The organism is Microbacterium aureliae (assembly GCF_054780155.1).
Genome location: NZ_BAAGWW010000001.1, coordinates 416,234 through 432,871, shown reverse-complemented (window position 1 = coordinate 432,871; position 16,638 = coordinate 416,234). Strand labels below are relative to the sequence as shown.

The window sequence follows — 16,638 nt, the reverse complement described above, 5'->3', positions numbered from 1 at the left end:
CCATGTCGAGCCACGTGCTGAGCCTCCTCGTCGAGGACAAGCCGGGTCTGCTGACCCGGGTCGCCGGACTGTTCGCCCGCCGCGGCTTCAACATCGAGTCGCTCGCGGTGGGGGTGACCGAGGTGCCGGGCCTGTCCCGCATCACGGTCGTCGTCGACGTGGACGAGCTGCCGCTGGAGCAGGTGACCAAGCAGCTGAACAAGCTGGTCAACGTCATCAAGATCGTCGAGCTCGATCCCGCGGCATCCGTGCAGCGCGAGCACGTGCTGATCAAGGTGCGGGCGGACAACGCCACGCGCTCGAACGTCCTCGAGGTCGTCAACCTCTTCCGAGCGTCCGTCGTGGACTACGCCGGCGACGCGCTGGTGGTGGAGGCGACCGGCGACAAGGGCAAGGTCGAGGCCTTCCTGCGGGCGCTCGAGCCGTTCGGCATAAAGGAGCTGGCCCAGTCGGGCCTGCTCGCCATCGGCCGCGGCGGCAAGAGCATCACCGAGCGCGTCCTGCGCGGCTGACCCCCATCCAGAGCGTTTCGTCGCGCTTCGCTCGCTCACCGACCGGAACCAGACCGACACCGCGGGCTCCGCTCGCGCACAGACCGGAATCAATCAAGGAGAAACACGAAGATGGCTGAGATCTTCTACGACGACGACGCCGACCTTTCGCTCATCCAGGGCAAGAAGGTCGCGATCGTCGGCTACGGCTCGCAGGGCCACGCCCACGCCCAGAACCTGCGCGACTCGGGCGTCCAGGTCGTCATCGCCCTCAAGGACGGGTCGAAGTCGACGGCCAAGGCCCAGGAGGAGGGCTTCGAGGTCAAGTCCGTCGCCGACGCCGCCGAGTGGGCGGACGTCATCATGATCCTCGCGCCGGACCAGCACCAGCGCGGCATCTACAACGACTCCATCAAGGACAAGCTGGCTCCGGGCAAGACGCTGGCCTTCGCCCACGGATTCAACATCCGCTTCGGCTACATCCAGGCCCCCGAGGGCGTCGACGTCATCCTCGTCGCCCCCAAGGCCCCCGGTCACACCGTCCGTCGCGAGTACGTCGCCGGTCGCGGCATCCCGGACATCATCGCCGTCGAGCAGGACGCCTCGGGTCAGGCCTGGGACCTCGCGAAGTCCTACGCCAAGGCCATCGGCGGCACGCGTGCCGGCGTCATCAAGACGACCTTCACCGAAGAGACCGAGACCGACCTGTTCGGCGAGCAGGCCGTGCTGTGCGGTGGCGTCTCGCAGCTGATCCAGTACGGCTTCGAGACCCTCACCGAAGCGGGCTACCAGCCCCAGATCGCCTACTTCGAGGTGCTGCACGAGCTGAAGCTCATCGTCGACCTCATGTGGGAGGGCGGCATCGCCAAGCAGCGCTGGAGCGTGTCGGACACCGCCGAGTACGGCGACTACGTGTCGGGCCCGCGCGTCATCGACCCGCGCGTGAAGGAGAACATGCAGGGCGTGCTCGCCGACATCCAGTCGGGTGCGTTCGCCAAGCGCTTCATCGACGACCAGGACAACGGCGGCGCCGAATTCCAGGCGCTGCGCGCGAAGGCCGCCCAGCACCCCATCGAGGAGGTCGGCCGCGACCTGCGCGCGCTCTTCGCATGGAAGCAGCAGGACGAGGACTACACCGAGGGAAGCGCGGCGCGCTGATCGGATAGGCAGCCAGCACACAAGCTCGGCTTCACGACCCCCGCTCCCCGCATCCAGGGAGCGGGGGTCCTTTTGGTATCACCGGCATCGCCGGCACCTCCTCAACAGCAAGGTCGTCTGGGGCGACCTGAGGAAGGGAATGACGATGGACGGCATGATGTGGCTGCAGGTCGCGGCCGCGACGCATCGCCAGCGGCAGGCCGAGCTCGAGCAGGAGCACCGGACGCGCCGGCTGCTGGCAGACCGCGGGGCGGCGCTCGTTCCGGAGCGACCGGTGGTCCAGGCCCGGCCGAGCGCGGGTCTGTGGTTCCGGCCCGCGCGGCCGGTGGCGCGAGCCCGCTACCTCTGAGCGGCGCCCGACGCCGCGAGGAGGCTCGCCATGCGCTCCCGGGCAGGCCCGGCAGCAGCGCGCAACCGCGACCCGGCCGTCACGACGGCCGGGTCGCCGGCACGTTCGGCGGGCACGCGCGCCGGGTTGAGCCACGTCTCGTTCGCCCACGCCCGGACGTCGGGCTCGCCGCCCAGCGCTCGCGACGCCTCCGCCCCGATGATCTGCATCCGGAGCCAGTCGGTGGGCGTGTCCGCGTACGGCGATGGACGGCAGACCGCGTTCTTCTCGTCGTCCGTCGCGCGGGTCGCCTCGACGTAGCCGCACAGCGCGGCCCCGAGGCACGGGAACCCCACGCGGACGGGCCGCGGCCGGATCGCATCGGCCTGCCAGATGGGGACGAGCGGCGGGTACGCCAGACCGCCCGCCGCGCAGTGGACGATGAGGCTCCCGGCGGGGACGGCGACATCCCCGTCGTCGAATCGGAGCCTCGTCGCCTGCACGGCCCGCAGCCGGCCCCGTCGCACGACGTCCTCGACACGGCGGAGCAGGTCCAGCTCCCAGTCCGCCAGCGTCGGCGTCTTGGCCATCGTCGGTGTGATCGACGGGTCGATCCGGCGCATCACGCCGCGCTCCTCGAGTCGCAGGAACAGCTCGTCCGCCGAGGTCGCCTCGCTCGCCGCCTCCAGGGTGTCTGCGCCCATCGCCAGGAAGACGGCGGGGTCCGGCTGCACGACGGCGCGGTTCAGCACCCACGGATCGCGCGGCCGCACCCACGTGACGGCGTCCGGGGCGACGCCGTTCCGCAGCACCCAGACGACGGCGTCCATCGCCGTCTTGCCCGCGCCGACGATGACATACCGTGCGGGCGCGCCCTCGACGTGCACGAGATCGCCGACGGGCACCGCCCGCGCACCGCGCTCGACATCGAACGGGGGCGGGGTGCGGGCCGGGATCCGGCCGGAGAGGTACGTCGCGTCCACGACGCGGGCGCGCCTCGCCCGGTGGAGCCGCCCGCTCACCCGCGAGCGGAAGACGTCGTGTCCGATCCGATCGCAGCTCGGGAAGAACGTCACCCGTCCCGTCGCGACGAGATCCTGCATCACCGCCGAGTAGTACGCGCAGACCTCCGGACCGGTCGCCCGTTCGTGCAGGCCGGCTTCGGGCCCCGAGACCTGCAGCCGCCCGCCTCCCAGCCGCGTCGAGGCGACGCCGTAGAACGCGGAGGCCTGATGCAGCCGGACGAAGGGATACGCCTCCAGCCAGTGTCCGCCGGGCGCATGCCGGGAGTCGACGATCGCGACGGTCGCCGAGGAGGCGCGGACGAGCGCGTCGGTGAAGGCCATGCCCATGGCTCCCGCGCCCACGACGAGGTAGTCGGCATCCACATCGACGACAGCCGCCATGTCCACATCACAGACCCCGGAGCCGACCTCGTCAAGAGCGGTCGCGGCGTATCAGGGACGGCGGAGCGACCTCTTTGTCGATGAAGCCGGATGTGGGGTTCGGCTCGATGAAAAGGAGCACGTCGATGAGCACCATCGCACGCGGAACCCGGGGTCGCATGGTCTCGGTCGCCGCCATCACTCTCGCCGCCGGACTGACACTGGGGCTGTCCGGCTGCCAGACGCCGCAGGCGGGCACGGTCCCGCCGGTGGACCAGGGCAGCGTCCCCGCTGCCGTCGACGTCGAGCGGGCAAACCGCGCGGCGCAGGAGCGGCTGGAGGGGCTCGCCGAGCTCTACGCCGCCCGGGAGCGGGCAGCAGCCCGTGCGAACTCGCCCGTCACGCCGATGACGGCCGACCGCATGGACCGCGCCGCCGCGGGACAGCAGGCGACGACGCCGAAGCCCCCCGTGGTCGCCGACCGCATGGACCGCGCGGCAGACGGCGACGACGCCGAGGCGCCGGGTCCGCTGGTCGTGCCCGACCCGCTGATCGCGCGCTGACGCGCAGGGCAGGAACGACGACCGCCGCCGGGATCCGGCGGCGGTCTCGTCTGCGCGGGATGCCGGTTACGCACCGCAGGTGGGTCGCTGCGGCTCCCCTCCGAAGTAGGTCTGCCATTCGACTTCCGTCAGCTCACGACCGGCAACAGCGCACGCGGCCTCGGCCTGGGCTGCCGGATCAAGATCCCACAGGACGACGCCGCGGTCGGTGGCGGCGGCGAGCAGTCGCCCGTCATGCGACAGCTGGGCGCCCCCGCCCATGATCGGCGAGGTCGTGTCGAGGGGATCACCGAGCATCACGCCCGCGGCAAGGTCGTAAAGCGACACGCGGTTGTCCCACCCGGTCACCATCACGGTCCGGCCGTCTGCGGCGACCTGTATCGTCGTCCCGCCGCCGAACGGCTTCGGCAGCGATCCGACCGGCTCCAGCGTGTCCGGGTCATGCCGGGTGAGGGCGTCGTCGCTCACGACGAGCAGGTCCCCGTCGGGCAGGTAGCGGGCCCCCTCCGAGTGGAAGAATCCGTCGGCGACGATGACGCCCGTCGCCGGATCGAAGATCGTCGTCTGGGTGCGCTGGTCGTCGATGTTGAACCAGGTGACGGCCGCTCGCGTCCCGTCCGCGGACTGCGTGACGCTGTTGAGTCCGAAACCCGATTCCCACGGCGGACGCAGCGTCCTGCCCGTCGGCTGGCCCGTCGCGGGGTCGAAGGGTGCCAGACCGTCTTCCAGGACGGCGAACGCGTCGGGACCGGGCGGCGCGGCGATCGCCCAGCCGTCGTCCTCGGCGATCCGTGCCGCGAGTCGACGGTCCACGTCGGTTCCCGCGCCGGTGCGGGCGTCGGCGATGGCGAGGGGACTGCCGTCATCGAAGCGCACGAGCCGGCGATCGTCGAGCCAGGCCAGATACTCGGCGGAGTCTCCGGTGGACCGGTCAGTCGCGAGATCCCACAGCATCCACTCCTCGCCGTCGTCCGTCGCGCGCATGGTGACCAAGTGGGTGTCATCGAGTCCGAAGTCGTCGCCGGGAACCCGGCCCGCCGCCACCATCCGGGCCCCCGCACCCGATCCATCCGTCCGCCACAGCGACGCTGCCGAGCCGGTGGTGATGAACAGCTCCGAGCTGTCGTCGAGAATCGTCATGGCGCCGGCCGTGTCCGATTGGAGGCGCATCATCGACCCGCCCACTGCTCCGGTCTCGAGGGACACATGCCGGATCACCCCGAGCTGGGCGCAATGAAGCACACCGGCTTCCCTCTCCACGGCGATCGAGAAGCAGGGCACGCCCCCGGGGGAGGGAACCCGCCACAGGATGTCCCCGGTGACGGCATCGACGCGCGCGATGCCGTCGCTTCCCGACACGACCAGCTCGCGATCTCCCAACGCCGACATTGCATGCTCTGCGAGGTCCTGGCCGAGGTGGAGTGTCGTCCGGATCTCGAGCGACTCGGGGTCGTAGACGGCCAGGGAGTCCCCGCGACCGACGGCGATGTCTCCCGTGCCGAGCCACGAGATGGCGTCGTAGCGACCGGGCTCGCCGGTGTAATCCTCGAACGCTGCCGGTGAGGAAGCGCGCGCGTCGACCTCGGCAGCACTGAAGCGCATCAGATCGCCGGTGATCGGATGACCGACGTAGGCGTGCGTGCCGTCGGGGCTGATGAGGGTTGTTCCCGTCGTGCGCACATCGTAGGCGTCCGATCCCGCGAGGCGCTCGCCGCTGTCGAGGTCGACGAACTCCACCACGTTCACACAGCACGATTCGGGAACGCCGGGATCGGCCCACGCGGGGGTCTGCACGACGACGGTACGGCCGTCCTCGCTGACGGCGAGCGTGCGTCCCCACCGCGTCTCGCCGGCACGCAGACCCGCCTCGAGCTCGCGGACGACGGCGCCGGTGTCCATGTCCACGACGGTGACGCGAGGGGGGTCGCCGCGCACCACGACGGCGGCCCGCGTTCCGGGGATCGGGGCCATGGCCAGATCGTCGTCCCCGCCCACCCACGTGCGGACCAGGCCGTCCGAGCCCGTTGCGATGCCCCAGAGGGCGCTGCGGACCCGGCCGTCATCCGGCCAGCGCCGATGGGCCTCGGCCGCCAGCAGGGCCGCGACCGCCCGGTCGCTGGCGCGCAGCGACAGCGATGTCGCCACCAGAGCCTCCACGCGCGCGTCTTCGGCCGCGGCTCGTGCCTCGACGGAGCGTCCGACCGCGACCACGCCTGCGGCGAGAGAGACGACCAGAAGCCCCGCCGCGCCCCCCAGCGCCCACCTGAGCCTGCGGTTCTGCCTCCTGTCGCGGCGGGCCCGCTCGGCAAGTGCGTCCGCATCCGCGGACTCGAGGGCGCGCGAGGACTCGAGGAAGTCCGCTTCGACCTCCGTCAGATCCGGCGCGCCGTGGGCGCGCCATGCGAGCGCCGTGTGCAGTCGCGCGCCCCGCCAGAGATCGGCATCCGACCGTCCGTCCGCATCCCACGCCTCGGCGGCCGACTCGACCGCGCGCGCCACCCGGCCGTGATCGGCGTCCTCCGCCAGCCAGCCGTCCAGCCGAGGCCAGGCCGTCGCGACGGCCTCGTGGGCGACCACCACGGACGATTCGTCGACCGTCAGCAGCCGGGCGCGTGCCAGGCGTTCCACCAGGGCCCGCCGCCCCGCGTCTGCCAGCAGCGGAGCGGACGCCACACGGCGGCGGGTGGAGACGCCGTCCGCTCCGCGGGCGACCAGACGCAGCATGAGCGCGCGGCACAGCTGCTGCTCCGCAGCGTCGAGTGAGCGATAGACCGACTCGGCGGACTGCGCGATGGCGCCTGCGATTCCGCCCGACGCCTCGTACCCGTCCACGGTGAGCACTCCGCCTTCGCGACGTCGCCAGGTCTCGCGCATCACGTGGGAGAGGTGGGGGAGCGTGCCGCGCCGATCCCCGAGATCCCGCAGCGCCAGCTCGATCAGCCCGGCCTCGACGCGCAGACCCGAGAGTCGGGCGGGAGTCTCGATCGCCTCGCGAAAACCCCCGGCCGACAACGGGCCGAGCAGGAGGACCCCCCATCCCACCGCGTCGCCGATGCGCGGCAGCGCACGAAGCGCGTCCAGGCCATCGGAGCGCACCGTGAACACGAGCGCGGTCCCGTCGGCGAGGACGTCGGCGCACGCCCGTCCCAGCTCCTCGCCGTCGACCGCGCCCGGGGCGAGGAGCTCCTCGGCCTGGTCGACGATCACCACACGAGCGCGGGCGGCGGCGGACCGCACGTCCGAGGGAGCGTCCCTGCCGGGCAGTACGACCTCCACCCCGCGGCCGGCCGCAATCAGGCGCGGAGCGACTCCCGCGAGGACGAGCGAGGACTTGCCTGTGCCGGAGGGGCCGGCGACGACGACGATCTCGCCCGGCCGCACGCGATCGAGCACCGCGTCGATGTCGTCGTCGCGGCCGAAGAAGAGCTCCGCGTCCTCGGGTCCGAAGGGGCGCAGCCCCGGGTAGGGGCATTCGATGCTCGCTGCCGCGGACGGCTCCGGGGCCATGAGTCCCGGGTCCTGCCGCAGGATCGCCTTCTCGAGAGCGGTCAGCCGCGCGCCGGGTTCGATGCCGAGCTCCTCATCCAGCCGACGGCGTGCGGCGCGGAGCGCCCCGAGCGCTTCGGCCTGACGATCCGACCGGTATGCGGCGAGGGCGAGGATGGCCCATCGGTCTTCGCGAAGCGCGTCTTCGCGGACGAGGCGCTCCGCCTCGGGCAGCACGGTCCGGTGCTCGCCCACCCGCAGGCGTGCGTCCAGCAATTCCTCCTCGGCGGCCAGCCGCACCTCCTGCAGTCGGCCCGCCTCGACTGCGCCGGGCTCCCACTCGGCAAGCTCGGGATACGCCGCGCCTCGCCACAGCGCCAGCCCCCGCCGATAGGCATCGATCGCGCGGTCGTCGTCGCCCTGCACCGCGTGGGCCCGCGCGCGGACGACGAGCGCCTCGAAGCGCACGGCGTCGATCTGCTCGGCATCCAGACCGAGCCGGTACTGCGTGCCGATCGTCTCCACCGCATCACGGCCCAGCCGGGCCCGGATCCGCGCGATCGAATTGCGCACCTGCTGCGCCCACGTCGGCGGGGCCTGCTCGCCCCACCACGCCTCGGCCAGTTCCCCGGGGGCGACAGCCTGACCTCGGCGGACGATGAGCGCGGCGAGCATCGTCCGCTCCCGCGGACCCAGCGCGGCGTCGACGTCCATCGGCCCCAGAACCCTGACCGTCATGAGGGAAGTGTGGGCGCGGTCCCGCGCGTCGTCAAGACGTCCCGTCACCGGCGGATATCGCGCGGATATCGTCCGGCGATCCGCGGGTATCGGCCGGCGCGACGGTGGATATGCAGCCCGGGCCACCGGGGTACGGGCCGCAGACCAAGGAGGGTGTCATGGACACCGAGAACCGCAACACCATCACCCGCCGCGTCATCGCCGCCACGGTCGGCGCTGCGGCGCTGTCGTTCGTGATCGTCGGCTGCCAGACAGGTGCCGTCCCCGCCGCGGACACGGCGCCGGCCGCCCGTGGTGCGCAGGTCCAGCCCGTGCCTGCGGGTGTCGACGCCGACCGTCCCGCCGACCGCATCGACCGCCAGATCGAGCGGCTGCAGGCCGAGCGCGCGCAGCGCTTCGCCGCCATGCCGGCCGATCGCGCGGAGCGGATCCTCCTGCGCGAGGCCGCCGCCGTCGTGGGGTGGACGGCGGGGTGCCTGCAGCACGCCGTGGTGGCCGCCCCGAACGGGACGGAGCGTGTGCGCTGCGTGACGTCGCGGTGAGGGGACCGGCGGGATGCCGGACGGCGTGGTCCGGCATCCCGTTCGCTCTCCTCGCTAGGGTGGGATCGTGAGGAGCACTCCGGACGACGACGCGCTCAGCTGGTCGGGCGACGAGGATCCGACGCTGGAGGTCGGCGAGGCGCCCCCGCGAAGAGAGCGTCCGCCGACGGAGCGGATCCCCTCGGCGCCGGAGGCCTCTGTCCACGACGCCCCCGCGGAGCGCGACAGCGAGCCGATAGGCAGCGCGCTGCTCATCACCCTGGGGGTGCTCGGCGGCATCTACGCGCTGTGGGCCATCGGCTGGATCGTCGGCGGGCTGCGCCTGCAGGGGGCGGCGCAGTACCTCGTCGCGGACGTGATGTTCCAGGGCAGCTTCTGGCTCGCCGTGCTCGCGGCGCCGATCTGGTTCGGCGCGACGCTGCTGCTCACCCGCGACTCGCGGGCGTGGGTGCGGATCGCATGGCTCGTCGCCGGCGCGGTCATGCTCGTGCCGTGGCCCTTCGTGATGATCGGGACGGTGGGGCGATGACCGGGCCGACGACGGATGCCGCGACCCCCCGTGCCCGGCGCACGGCCACGTGGGCGGTCGCGGCGATCGCGGGCGCCTTCGGCCTCTTCTACGCCTACGCCGTGTGGAACGCGGTCGGCAACCTCACCGAGACCCTCCGTGTGGCGGGGGACCTGGGACTGACGCTCAACGCGCTCGGCTGGTTCCTGTGGATCTTCGCCGCCGTCTTCCCGATGCTCGTGTGGGCCGCCGCGTTCGCGCTGGGATACCGGCGGCCGGCGCCGCACCTGGCGGTGCTGATGCTGACGGGGCTCGCCGTCGTGGCGGTGTTCTGGCTCGACGTGGTCTCGTACGCGACCCTCAACACCACCGCGCTGATCGGCTGACCCCCGGCGTCACACGGTCGGGCGCCCACCGGGACCCGCGCTAGGCTGATGCACGCGCGCCCCCTCGCTGCGCGGCGCTGCATCCCTCTGCACCGCGCGATCGCGCACGTCTCGAAGGAATCACCGTGACGAAGCCTGTCGTCCTCATCGCCGAAGAGCTCTCTCCCGCCACGATCGACGCGCTGGGGCCCGACTTCGACGTCCGCAACGTCGACGGCACCGACCGCCCCGCGCTGCTGGCGGCCCTGGCCGACGCCCACGCGGTGCTCATCCGCTCCGCGACGAAGATCGACGCCGAGGCCATCGCCGCGGCCCCGGTGCTGAAGGTGGTCGCGCGCGCGGGCGTGGGCCTGGACAACGTCGACATCAAGACGGCCACGACCGCCGGCGTCATGGTCGTCAACGCCCCGACCTCCAACATCATCTCGGCCGCCGAGCTGACCGTCGGCCACATCCTGAGCCTCGCGCGGCGCATCCCCGCCGCCCACGCGTCGCTCGCGGCCGGGCAGTGGAAGCGCAGCGCCTACACCGGCACCGAGCTGTTCGAGAAGACCGTCGGCATCATCGGGCTCGGCCGCATCGGCGCGCTCATCGCCGCGCGGCTGCAGGCCTTCGATATGCGCGTGGTCGCCTACGACCCGTACGTCACCAGCGCCCGTGCGCAGCAGCTGGGGGTCCAGCTGGTGACGCTGGACGAACTGCTCGAGCAGAGCGACTTCGTGACCATCCACATGCCGAAGACCCCCGAGACCACCGGCATGATCGGCGCCGAGCAGTTCCGCCTCATGAAGCCGTCGGCCTTCGTCGTCAACGTCGCCCGCGGCGGGCTCATCGACGAAGAGGCGCTGCGCGACGCCCTGGTCTCTGGCGAGATCGCCGGGGCAGGCCTCGACGTCTTCACCAGCGAGCCCCCCGCCGAGGGCGGCACGGCGCGTGCGCTGCTGGACCTGCCCAACGTCGTCGTCACCCCGCACCTCGGCGCGTCGACCGAAGAGGCGCAGGAGAAGGCGGGCGTCTCGGTGGCCAACTCGGTCCGCCTCGCGCTCGGCGGCGACCTCGTCCCCGATGCGGTCAACGTCGCCGGCGGCGTCATCGACCCCTACGTGCGTCCCGGCATCCCGCTGGTCGAGAAGCTGGGGCAGATCTTCGCCGCCCTGGCGCGTTCGCCGCTGACGAGCCTGGACGTCGAGGTGCACGGCGAGCTCAACAGCTACGACGTGTCGGTGCTGAAGCTCGCGGCACTCAAGGGCGTCTTCACCAACATCGTCAGCGAGACCGTCTCGTACGTCAACGCGCCCCTGCTCGCCGAGCAGCGGGGAGTGGACGTGCGCCTCATCGTCGACGACGTCAGCGACGAGTACCGCAACCTCATCACCCTGCGCGGCGCGCTGTCGGACGGCTCGCAGCTGTCGGTGTCGGGCACGCTGACGGGCACCAAGCAGGTCGAGAAGCTCGTCGGCATCAACGACTACGCCATCGAGCTGCCGATCGAGCAGCACCACATCGTCATGCTCTACACCGACCGCCCCGGCATCGTCGCGGTCTACGGGCAGAAGTTCGGCGAGGCGGGCATCAACATCGCCGGGATGCAGATCGCGCGGCGCAACGCCGGCGGTCAGGCGCTGTCGGTGCTGACGGTGGACTCGCCGGTCCCCGACGAGCTGCTCGAGCAGGTCAGCTCGGTCATCCAGGCGGATCTCTTCCGCCAGATCGAGATCACCGAGTCCTGAGACTCACCCGCCGGCCGCGCGCCGGACCATCCCGATGAGGGCGTCCATGTCGCGGCCGGTAGGGACCACCCCCGGCACGCCCTCGGCGTCGAGGGTGCTGTTGTAGTAGAGCCCGTCGCTGACGAGCATCACCAGGTCGTGCGCGGCATCCGACGACACGTGCGGGCGGATCGCCGCGCTCCAGCGCTCCCGCATGTCCCGGAGGGCGGCGACCGCCGGGGCGCGCCCGCCCTGCGCGAGGCGCGAGACCGCGACCAGCGCGCGATCGAGCGCGTCCCCGGCCATCGCGCTGGACCGCAGGAAGTAGGCCACGGGCCCCTCGTCGGCGGCGGCGATGGCGGCGAGGTCGGCGTCGACCAGCGCGCCCAGGCGCTCGATGAGCGCGGTCTCGAGGGCGTCCTTCGCGCCGAAGTGGTACAGCAGCCCGCCCTTGGAAACCCCCGCCGCGCGCGCGATGGCATCCATGGTCGCCGCCCGCTCGCCGTCGTCGATGAGGATCGCCTCGAACGCGTCGAGGACTCTCTCGCGGGCCAGGGGAGGTCTGCTCATGCCGTCGATCGTAGCGAGGAGCTATCGGTGCGCCTCTGATACTATACCGGCTGGACGGTTAAGAAAGGGGCGCGCTATGGCGCAGCAGACGATCGCGATGCCGACGGCGATGCCGCGTCGCGTCGGCCGGCGCGGATGGGCGGCTCTGGCGGTGCTGATGCTCCCCGTGCTGCTGGTCTCGGTCGACAACACCGTGCTCAGCTTCGCGCTGCCCTCGATCGCCCTGGATCTCGCCCCTTCCAGCGCGGAGCAGCTGTGGATCATCGACGCGTACCCGCTCGTGCTGGCGGGTCTGCTGGTGACGATGGGCTCCCTCGGGGACCGCTTCGGCAGACGGCGGATGCTGCTCATCGGCGCGACCGGATTCGCCGCGGTGTCGGTGGCCGCCGCCTTCGCGCCCGCCGCGGTCTGGCTCGTGGCCGCCCGCGCCGGCATGGGGGTCTTCGGGGCGATGCTCATGCCGTCCACGCTCTCGCTCCTGCGGAGCATCTTCACCGACCGGGACCAGCGACGCCTGGCCGTGGCCATCTGGGCGGCGGGATTCTCGGCCGGAGCAGCCCTCGGCCCCGTGGTCGGCGGCATCCTGCTGGAGCACTTCTCGTGGGGGAGCGTCTTCCTGCTGTCCGTGCCGGTCCTCGTCCCGCTCCTGCTGCTCGCGCCGATCCTCGTGCCCGAGAGCCGGGATCCCGCTCCGGGACCGGTCGACGTCGTGGGGATCGCGCTGTCGATGGCCGCGATGGTCCCCGTCGTCTTCGCGATCAAAGAGGCCGCCGTCCACGGATTCGGCGTCATACCGCTGCTGCTCGGTGCCGCCGGTGCGGTCTTCGGCGTTCTGTTCGTCCGCCGGCAGCGTCGGGCCGCGACGCCCATGCTGGACATGTCGCTGTTCGCCCGCGGGACCTTCACCGGCGCCCTTCTGGTGAACCTGCTGAGCGTCATCGCCCTCGTCGGCTTCCTCTTCTTCGTCGCGCAGCACCTGCAGCTGGTGGCGGGGCTGTCGCCCCTGCAGGCGGGCCTGGCCCTCGTCCCGGGCCTGGTGGCGATGATCCTGGCGGGGCTCGCGGTGGTGCCGCTGAGCAGGCGCCTGCCGCCGCGGATCCTCGTTCCGGCCGGCCTCGCGGTGTCCGCGTCGGCGTACGCCACGGTCGCCGCGACCGCGGCGGGTTCGCCCACGTGGGTGCTCGTCGTCGCCTTCCTCGCGCTGGGCGTCGGGATCGGCATCGCCGAGACCGTCTCGAACGAGCTCGTGCTCTCGAGCGCGCCGCCGGCGAAGGCGGGGGCGGCAAGCGCCGTGTCCGAGACGGCGTACGAACTCGGGGCGGTGCTCGGGACCGCCGTGCTCGGCGGCATCCTGACCGCGCTCTACCGGGTGCGCCTCGAGCTCCCCGACGGGATCCCGGGCGACGCTGCCGCCGCGGCGCGCGAGACGCTCGCGGGAGCCGTGCACGAGGCGGGGCGGCTGGATGCCGTCACCGGCGCGGCGCTCCGCGACGCGGCCGCGACGGCGTTCGACCAGGGGGTCGGGGTGACCGCGGCGCTCGGCGCCGGTCTGGTCGTCCTCGCGGGCGTCGTGGCGGCCACTACTCTGGGAGGGTCCCGCACCGCGCCCGCACGCGACCACTGAGCCGCGCGGGCGCGCCCCCACGAGCACGAGGAGAGCGATGTCGCGCGTCGTCAAGCTCGCCGTCATCCCGGGTGACGGCATCGGTCCCGAGGTCATCGCCGAGGCCGAGAAGGTCCTGGCCGCCGCCACCGCCGGCAGCGACGTCCGCTTCGACACGACGCGCTTCTCGCTCGGCGCCGCCCGGTTCCTCGAGACCGGCGACACCCTCACCGACGCCGACCTGTCGGCCATCGCCGCGCACGACGCGATCCTGCTGGGCGCCGTCGGGGGCGTGCCCGGCGACCCGCGCCTCAAGGACGCCAACATCGAGCGGGGGCTGCTGCTGAAGTTGCGGTTCTCGCTCGACCACTACGTCAACCTGCGGCCCTCGAAGCTCTATGCGGGCGCCGCGGGGCCGCTCGCCGATCCCGGCGACATCGACTTCGTGGTGGTGCGAGAGGGGACCGAGGGCCCGTACGTCGGCAACGGCGGGTCCATCCGCACCGGCACGCCCCACGAGGTCGCCAACGAGACGTCCGTGAACACCGCCTACGGCATCGAGCGCGTGGTGCGCTACGCCTTCGCCCTCGCCGAGCGCCGGCGCCGTTCGCTCACCCTGGTGCACAAGACGAACGTCCTCGTCCACGCCGGCGGAATGTGGAAGCGCATCGTCGACGAGGTGGCCCGCGAGCACCCGGACGTCGCCGTCGACTACATCCACGTCGACGCCGCGACCATCTACCTCGTGACCGACCCGGGGCGCTTCGACGTCATCGTCACCGACAACCTCTTCGGCGACATCCTGACCGACCTCGCCGGCGCCGTCACCGGGGGCATCGGCCTCGCCGCGTCGGGCAACATCAACCCGGACGGCGCGTTCCCGTCGATGTTCGAGCCCGTGCACGGCTCGGCGCCGGACATCGCGGGGCAGCAGAAGGCCGACCCCACCGCCGCCATCCTCTCGGTGGCCCTGCTGCTGGACCACCTCGGCCTCACCGAGGAGTCCGCCCGCGTGACCCGCGCCGTCGAGCAGGACATCGCCGAGCGCGGCGACGCGTACCGCAGCACCGCGCGGATCGGTGACGCGATCCGCGATCGGCTCCAGGCGTAACCTAGACCTCGCCGCCGCACATCAGCCAGGACGTGAACACATGACGATGATCGACTCCGACCCCGACACCGGCCTCGCTCCGCTGGAGTTCCAGGTGTCGCGAAACCTCAACGCCGCCTCCGCCGAGCGTCGCGCCGAGATCCTCGCCGCGCCCGGATTCGGGACGCACTTCACCGACCACATGGTCGACGTGTGCTGGTCCGACAAGGGAGGCTGGCACCGCCCCCGCGTGCAGCCTTACGGTCCGCTGTCGCTGGATCCCGCCGCGGCGGTCCTGCACTACGGCCAGGAGATCTTCGAGGGCATCAAGGCCTACCGCCACGCCGACGGCTCCATCCACACCTTCCGGCCCGACCAGAACGGCCGCCGCCTGCAGCGCTCCGCGCGGCGGCTGGCGCTGCCCGAGCTCCCGGTGCCCTACTTCATCCAGTCGCTGCGCGAGCTGATCGCAGTGGACGGCGAGTGGGTGCCCTCCGGCGCCGACCAGAGCCTGTACCTGCGTCCCTTCATGTTCGCCAAAGAGGCGTTCCTCGGCGTCCGCCCGGCTAAGAAGGTCGGCTACTACGTCATCGCCTCGCCCGCCGGTGCGTACTTCACCGGCGGCGTGAAGCCGGTGTCGATCTGGCTGAGCGAGGACTACGCGCGCGCCGGCAAGGGCGGCACGGGTGCGGCCAAGACGGGCGGCAACTACGCCGCCAGCCTGCTGCCGCAGTCCGAGGCGTACGAGAACGGCTGCGACCAGGTCGTGTTCCTGGATCAGGACCGCAACGTCGAAGAGCTCGGCGGCATGAACGTCATCTTCGTGTACAAGGACGGCACGATCGTCACCCCCCAGTCGCCGTCGATCCTCGAGGGCATCACGCGCGACTCGATCCTTCAGCTGGCGAAGGACCGCGGCCACACCATCGAGGGCCGCGCGGTCTCGCTCGAGGAATGGCGCTCGGGCGTGGCCTCGGGCGACATCGTCGAGGTCTTCGCGTGCGGCACCGCCGCCGTCGTCACCCCGATCGGCGTCCTCAAGGGCCGGGACTTCCTGGACGAGCAGCCGACGGGCGAGCTGGCGCTGTCGCTGCGCGAGGAGCTCACCGACATCCAGTACGGCCGCCGCGAGGACCGCCACGACTGGCTCCTCCGCCTCGACGCCTGAGCGGCATCCCGAACCCCCCTCCCCATCCGCGAGACTGCAACTCCATGCCGAGACCGTGGTCTGGGACCACCGTCTGGCCGCAGAGATGCAGTCTCGCGGTCGGGGAGGGTCGTGGCGGCGCGAGGTCGTTAGGGTGAACGGGTGAGGATCGCGCGTTTCAGCCACAACGGAGCCATCACCTACGGGATCGTCGACGACACCGACCTGGTGGTCCTCGCCGGCGACCCCCTGTTCGCCGGGTTCGACACCACGGGGGAGCGCATCCCGCTCGCCGACGTCGCGCTGCTGGCCCCCGTCATCCCGCGCTCGAAGGTCGTGTGCGTCGGCCGCAACTACCGCGACCACGCCGCCGAGCTCGGCAACGACGTCCCGGCCGCTCCCATGCTCTTCTTCAAGCCGAACACCTCGGTGATCGGCCCCGGCGACGCCATCGTGCTGCCGCCGCAGTCCGAGCGCGTGGACTTCGAGGGGGAGCTCGCGGCGGTCATCGGGCGGGTGACGAAGAATGTCCCCGCCGAGCGTGCGCTGGACCACGTGTTCGGGTACACCATCGGCAACGACGTCACCGCCCGCGACCTGCAGCGCAGCGACGGGCAGTGGGCGCGGGCGAAGGGCTTCGACACGTTCTGCCCGCTCGGCCCCGCGATCGAGACCGAGTTCGACCCGACGGGGGACGCCGTCCTCACGACGCGCGTCAACGGCGAGACCCGTCAGCGTGCGCCCCTCAGCGACATGATCTTCCCGCTCGCCGACATCATCGCCTACGCCTCGGCGGCCTTCACGCTGCTCCCGGGCGACGTGGTCCTCACGGGGACTCCAGCGGGCGTCGGCCCCTTCGTCGCCGGCGACACCGTCGAGGTCGAGATCGCGGGCCTGGGCACGCTCCGCAACCCCGCCCGGAACGCCTGAGGCA

15 protein-coding genes are annotated in these 16,638 nt (G+C 72.0%); 12 read left to right on the top strand and 3 right to left on the bottom strand.

All coding sequences use genetic code 11. The features are described 5' to 3' along the window. The first annotated feature begins 2 nt into the window (after positions 1–2). The 3 genes from ilvN to ACYVF4_RS02120 all read left to right on the top strand — a co-directional run bounded on the left by ilvN (position 3) and on the right by ACYVF4_RS02120 (position 1,998). Positions 3–512, top strand: a complete 510-nt coding sequence (gene ilvN / locus ACYVF4_RS02130) for an acetolactate synthase small subunit (RefSeq protein ID WP_460719272.1) — start codon at positions 3–5, stop codon at positions 510–512. A gap of 111 nt (positions 513–623) precedes the next feature. Then, positions 624–1,649: a ketol-acid reductoisomerase gene (ilvC, locus tag ACYVF4_RS02125; protein ID WP_460719270.1), complete on the top strand. Its 1,026-nt coding sequence runs from the start codon at positions 624–626 to the stop codon at positions 1,647–1,649. 145 nt (positions 1,650–1,794) lie between these two features. Next, positions 1,795–1,998 carry a hypothetical protein gene (locus ACYVF4_RS02120; protein WP_460719268.1) on the top strand — a complete coding sequence of 68 codons (204 nt, stop codon included), beginning with the start codon at positions 1,795–1,797 and terminating at the stop codon, positions 1,996–1,998. On the opposite strand, the gene ACYVF4_RS02115 is transcribed toward ACYVF4_RS02120, so the two are convergent. Beyond that, positions 1,989–3,383 (bottom strand): NAD(P)-binding protein, encoded by a 1,395-nt coding sequence (locus ACYVF4_RS02115; RefSeq protein ID WP_460719266.1) that lies wholly within the window; start codon positions 3,381–3,383, stop codon positions 1,989–1,991. The genes ACYVF4_RS02120 and ACYVF4_RS02115 overlap by 10 nt on opposite strands. 125 nt (positions 3,384–3,508) lie before the next feature. Here ACYVF4_RS02115 and ACYVF4_RS02110 point away from each other — a divergent pair, with 125 nt between their 5' ends. After that, positions 3,509–3,925 (top strand): hypothetical protein, encoded by a 417-nt coding sequence (locus ACYVF4_RS02110; RefSeq protein ID WP_460719264.1) that lies wholly within the window; start codon positions 3,509–3,511, stop codon positions 3,923–3,925. Between the two features lie 66 nt (positions 3,926–3,991). Here the strand turns inward: ACYVF4_RS02110 and ACYVF4_RS02105 are convergent, their stop codons facing one another. Beyond that, entirely contained in the window at positions 3,992–8,149 is a 4,158-nt protein-coding gene (locus tag ACYVF4_RS02105) for an nSTAND1 domain-containing NTPase (protein WP_460719262.1), read from the bottom strand. Between the two features lie 158 nt (positions 8,150–8,307). On the opposite strand from ACYVF4_RS02105, the gene ACYVF4_RS02100 reads away from it, so the two are divergent. The 4 genes from ACYVF4_RS02100 to serA all read left to right on the top strand — a co-directional run bounded on the left by ACYVF4_RS02100 (position 8,308) and on the right by serA (position 11,315). Then, the gene (locus ACYVF4_RS02100) at positions 8,308–8,691 is read left to right on the top strand and encodes a hypothetical protein (RefSeq protein WP_460719260.1); all 384 of its coding nucleotides are present in this window, start codon (positions 8,308–8,310) and stop codon (positions 8,689–8,691) included. 67 nt (positions 8,692–8,758) lie between these two features. Continuing rightward, positions 8,759–9,220: a DNA polymerase III subunit gamma/tau gene (locus ACYVF4_RS02095; RefSeq protein ID WP_460719258.1), complete on the top strand. Its 462-nt coding sequence runs from the start codon at positions 8,759–8,761 to the stop codon at positions 9,218–9,220. Next, positions 9,217–9,585, top strand: a complete 369-nt coding sequence (locus ACYVF4_RS02090) for a bacitracin resistance protein (protein ID WP_460719256.1) — start codon at positions 9,217–9,219, stop codon at positions 9,583–9,585. The genes ACYVF4_RS02095 and ACYVF4_RS02090 overlap by 4 nt, the downstream gene beginning before the upstream one ends. 125 nt (positions 9,586–9,710) lie before the next feature. Further along, positions 9,711–11,315 (top strand): phosphoglycerate dehydrogenase, encoded by a 1,605-nt coding sequence (serA, locus tag ACYVF4_RS02085; protein ID WP_460719254.1) that lies wholly within the window; start codon positions 9,711–9,713, stop codon positions 11,313–11,315. Between the two features lie 3 nt (positions 11,316–11,318). Here the strand turns inward: serA and ACYVF4_RS02080 are convergent, their stop codons facing one another. Further along, on the bottom strand, positions 11,319–11,864 hold the full coding sequence (locus tag ACYVF4_RS02080) for a TetR/AcrR family transcriptional regulator (protein WP_460719252.1): 546 nt from the start codon (positions 11,862–11,864) through the stop codon (positions 11,319–11,321). Between the two features lie 76 nt (positions 11,865–11,940). Here ACYVF4_RS02080 and ACYVF4_RS02075 point away from each other — a divergent pair, with 76 nt between their 5' ends. From ACYVF4_RS02075 to ACYVF4_RS02060, 4 genes are all read left to right on the top strand, one after another. Next, complete coding sequence (locus tag ACYVF4_RS02075; protein WP_460719250.1) at positions 11,941–13,488, top strand: MFS transporter; 1,548 nt, start codon at positions 11,941–11,943, stop codon at positions 13,486–13,488. A 37-nt stretch (positions 13,489–13,525) separates the two neighbouring features. After that, entirely contained in the window at positions 13,526–14,578 is a 1,053-nt protein-coding gene (locus tag ACYVF4_RS02070; RefSeq protein ID WP_460719248.1) for a 3-isopropylmalate dehydrogenase, read from the top strand. Positions 14,579–14,618: 40 nt separating this feature from the next. Beyond that, positions 14,619–15,725 (top strand): branched-chain amino acid aminotransferase, encoded by a 1,107-nt coding sequence (locus tag ACYVF4_RS02065; protein ID WP_460719246.1) that lies wholly within the window; start codon positions 14,619–14,621, stop codon positions 15,723–15,725. A gap of 141 nt (positions 15,726–15,866) precedes the next feature. Beyond that, entirely contained in the window at positions 15,867–16,634 is a 768-nt protein-coding gene (locus tag ACYVF4_RS02060; protein WP_460719244.1) for a fumarylacetoacetate hydrolase family protein, read from the top strand. The last annotated feature ends 4 nt before the right edge of the window (positions 16,635–16,638 follow it).

Bases quoted from the DNA above. Each gene is read 5' to 3' on its own strand.
- ACYVF4_RS02110 (WP_460719264.1), top strand. From the start codon at position 3,509: ATGAGCACCATCGCACGCGGAACCCGGGGTCGCATGGTCTCGGTCGCC.
- ACYVF4_RS02115 (WP_460719266.1), bottom strand. From the start codon at position 3,383: ATGGCGGCTGTCGTCGATGTGGATGCCGACTACCTCGTCGTGGGCGCG.
- ACYVF4_RS02075 (WP_460719250.1), top strand. From the start codon at position 11,941: ATGGCGCAGCAGACGATCGCGATGCCGACGGCGATGCCGCGTCGCGTC.
- ACYVF4_RS02100 (WP_460719260.1), top strand. From the start codon at position 8,308: ATGGACACCGAGAACCGCAACACCATCACCCGCCGCGTCATCGCCGCC.
- ACYVF4_RS02105 (WP_460719262.1), bottom strand. From the start codon at position 8,149: ATGACGGTCAGGGTTCTGGGGCCGATGGACGTCGACGCCGCGCTGGGT.
- ACYVF4_RS02070 (WP_460719248.1), top strand. From the start codon at position 13,526: ATGTCGCGCGTCGTCAAGCTCGCCGTCATCCCGGGTGACGGCATCGGT.
- ACYVF4_RS02090 (WP_460719256.1), top strand. From the start codon at position 9,217: ATGACCGGGCCGACGACGGATGCCGCGACCCCCCGTGCCCGGCGCACG.
- ilvC (WP_460719270.1), top strand. From the start codon at position 624: ATGGCTGAGATCTTCTACGACGACGACGCCGACCTTTCGCTCATCCAG.
- ACYVF4_RS02120 (WP_460719268.1), top strand. From the start codon at position 1,795: ATGGACGGCATGATGTGGCTGCAGGTCGCGGCCGCGACGCATCGCCAG.
- ACYVF4_RS02080 (WP_460719252.1), bottom strand. From the start codon at position 11,864: ATGAGCAGACCTCCCCTGGCCCGCGAGAGAGTCCTCGACGCGTTCGAG.
- ilvN (WP_460719272.1), top strand. From the start codon at position 3: ATGTCGAGCCACGTGCTGAGCCTCCTCGTCGAGGACAAGCCGGGTCTG.
- ACYVF4_RS02065 (WP_460719246.1), top strand. From the start codon at position 14,619: ATGACGATGATCGACTCCGACCCCGACACCGGCCTCGCTCCGCTGGAG.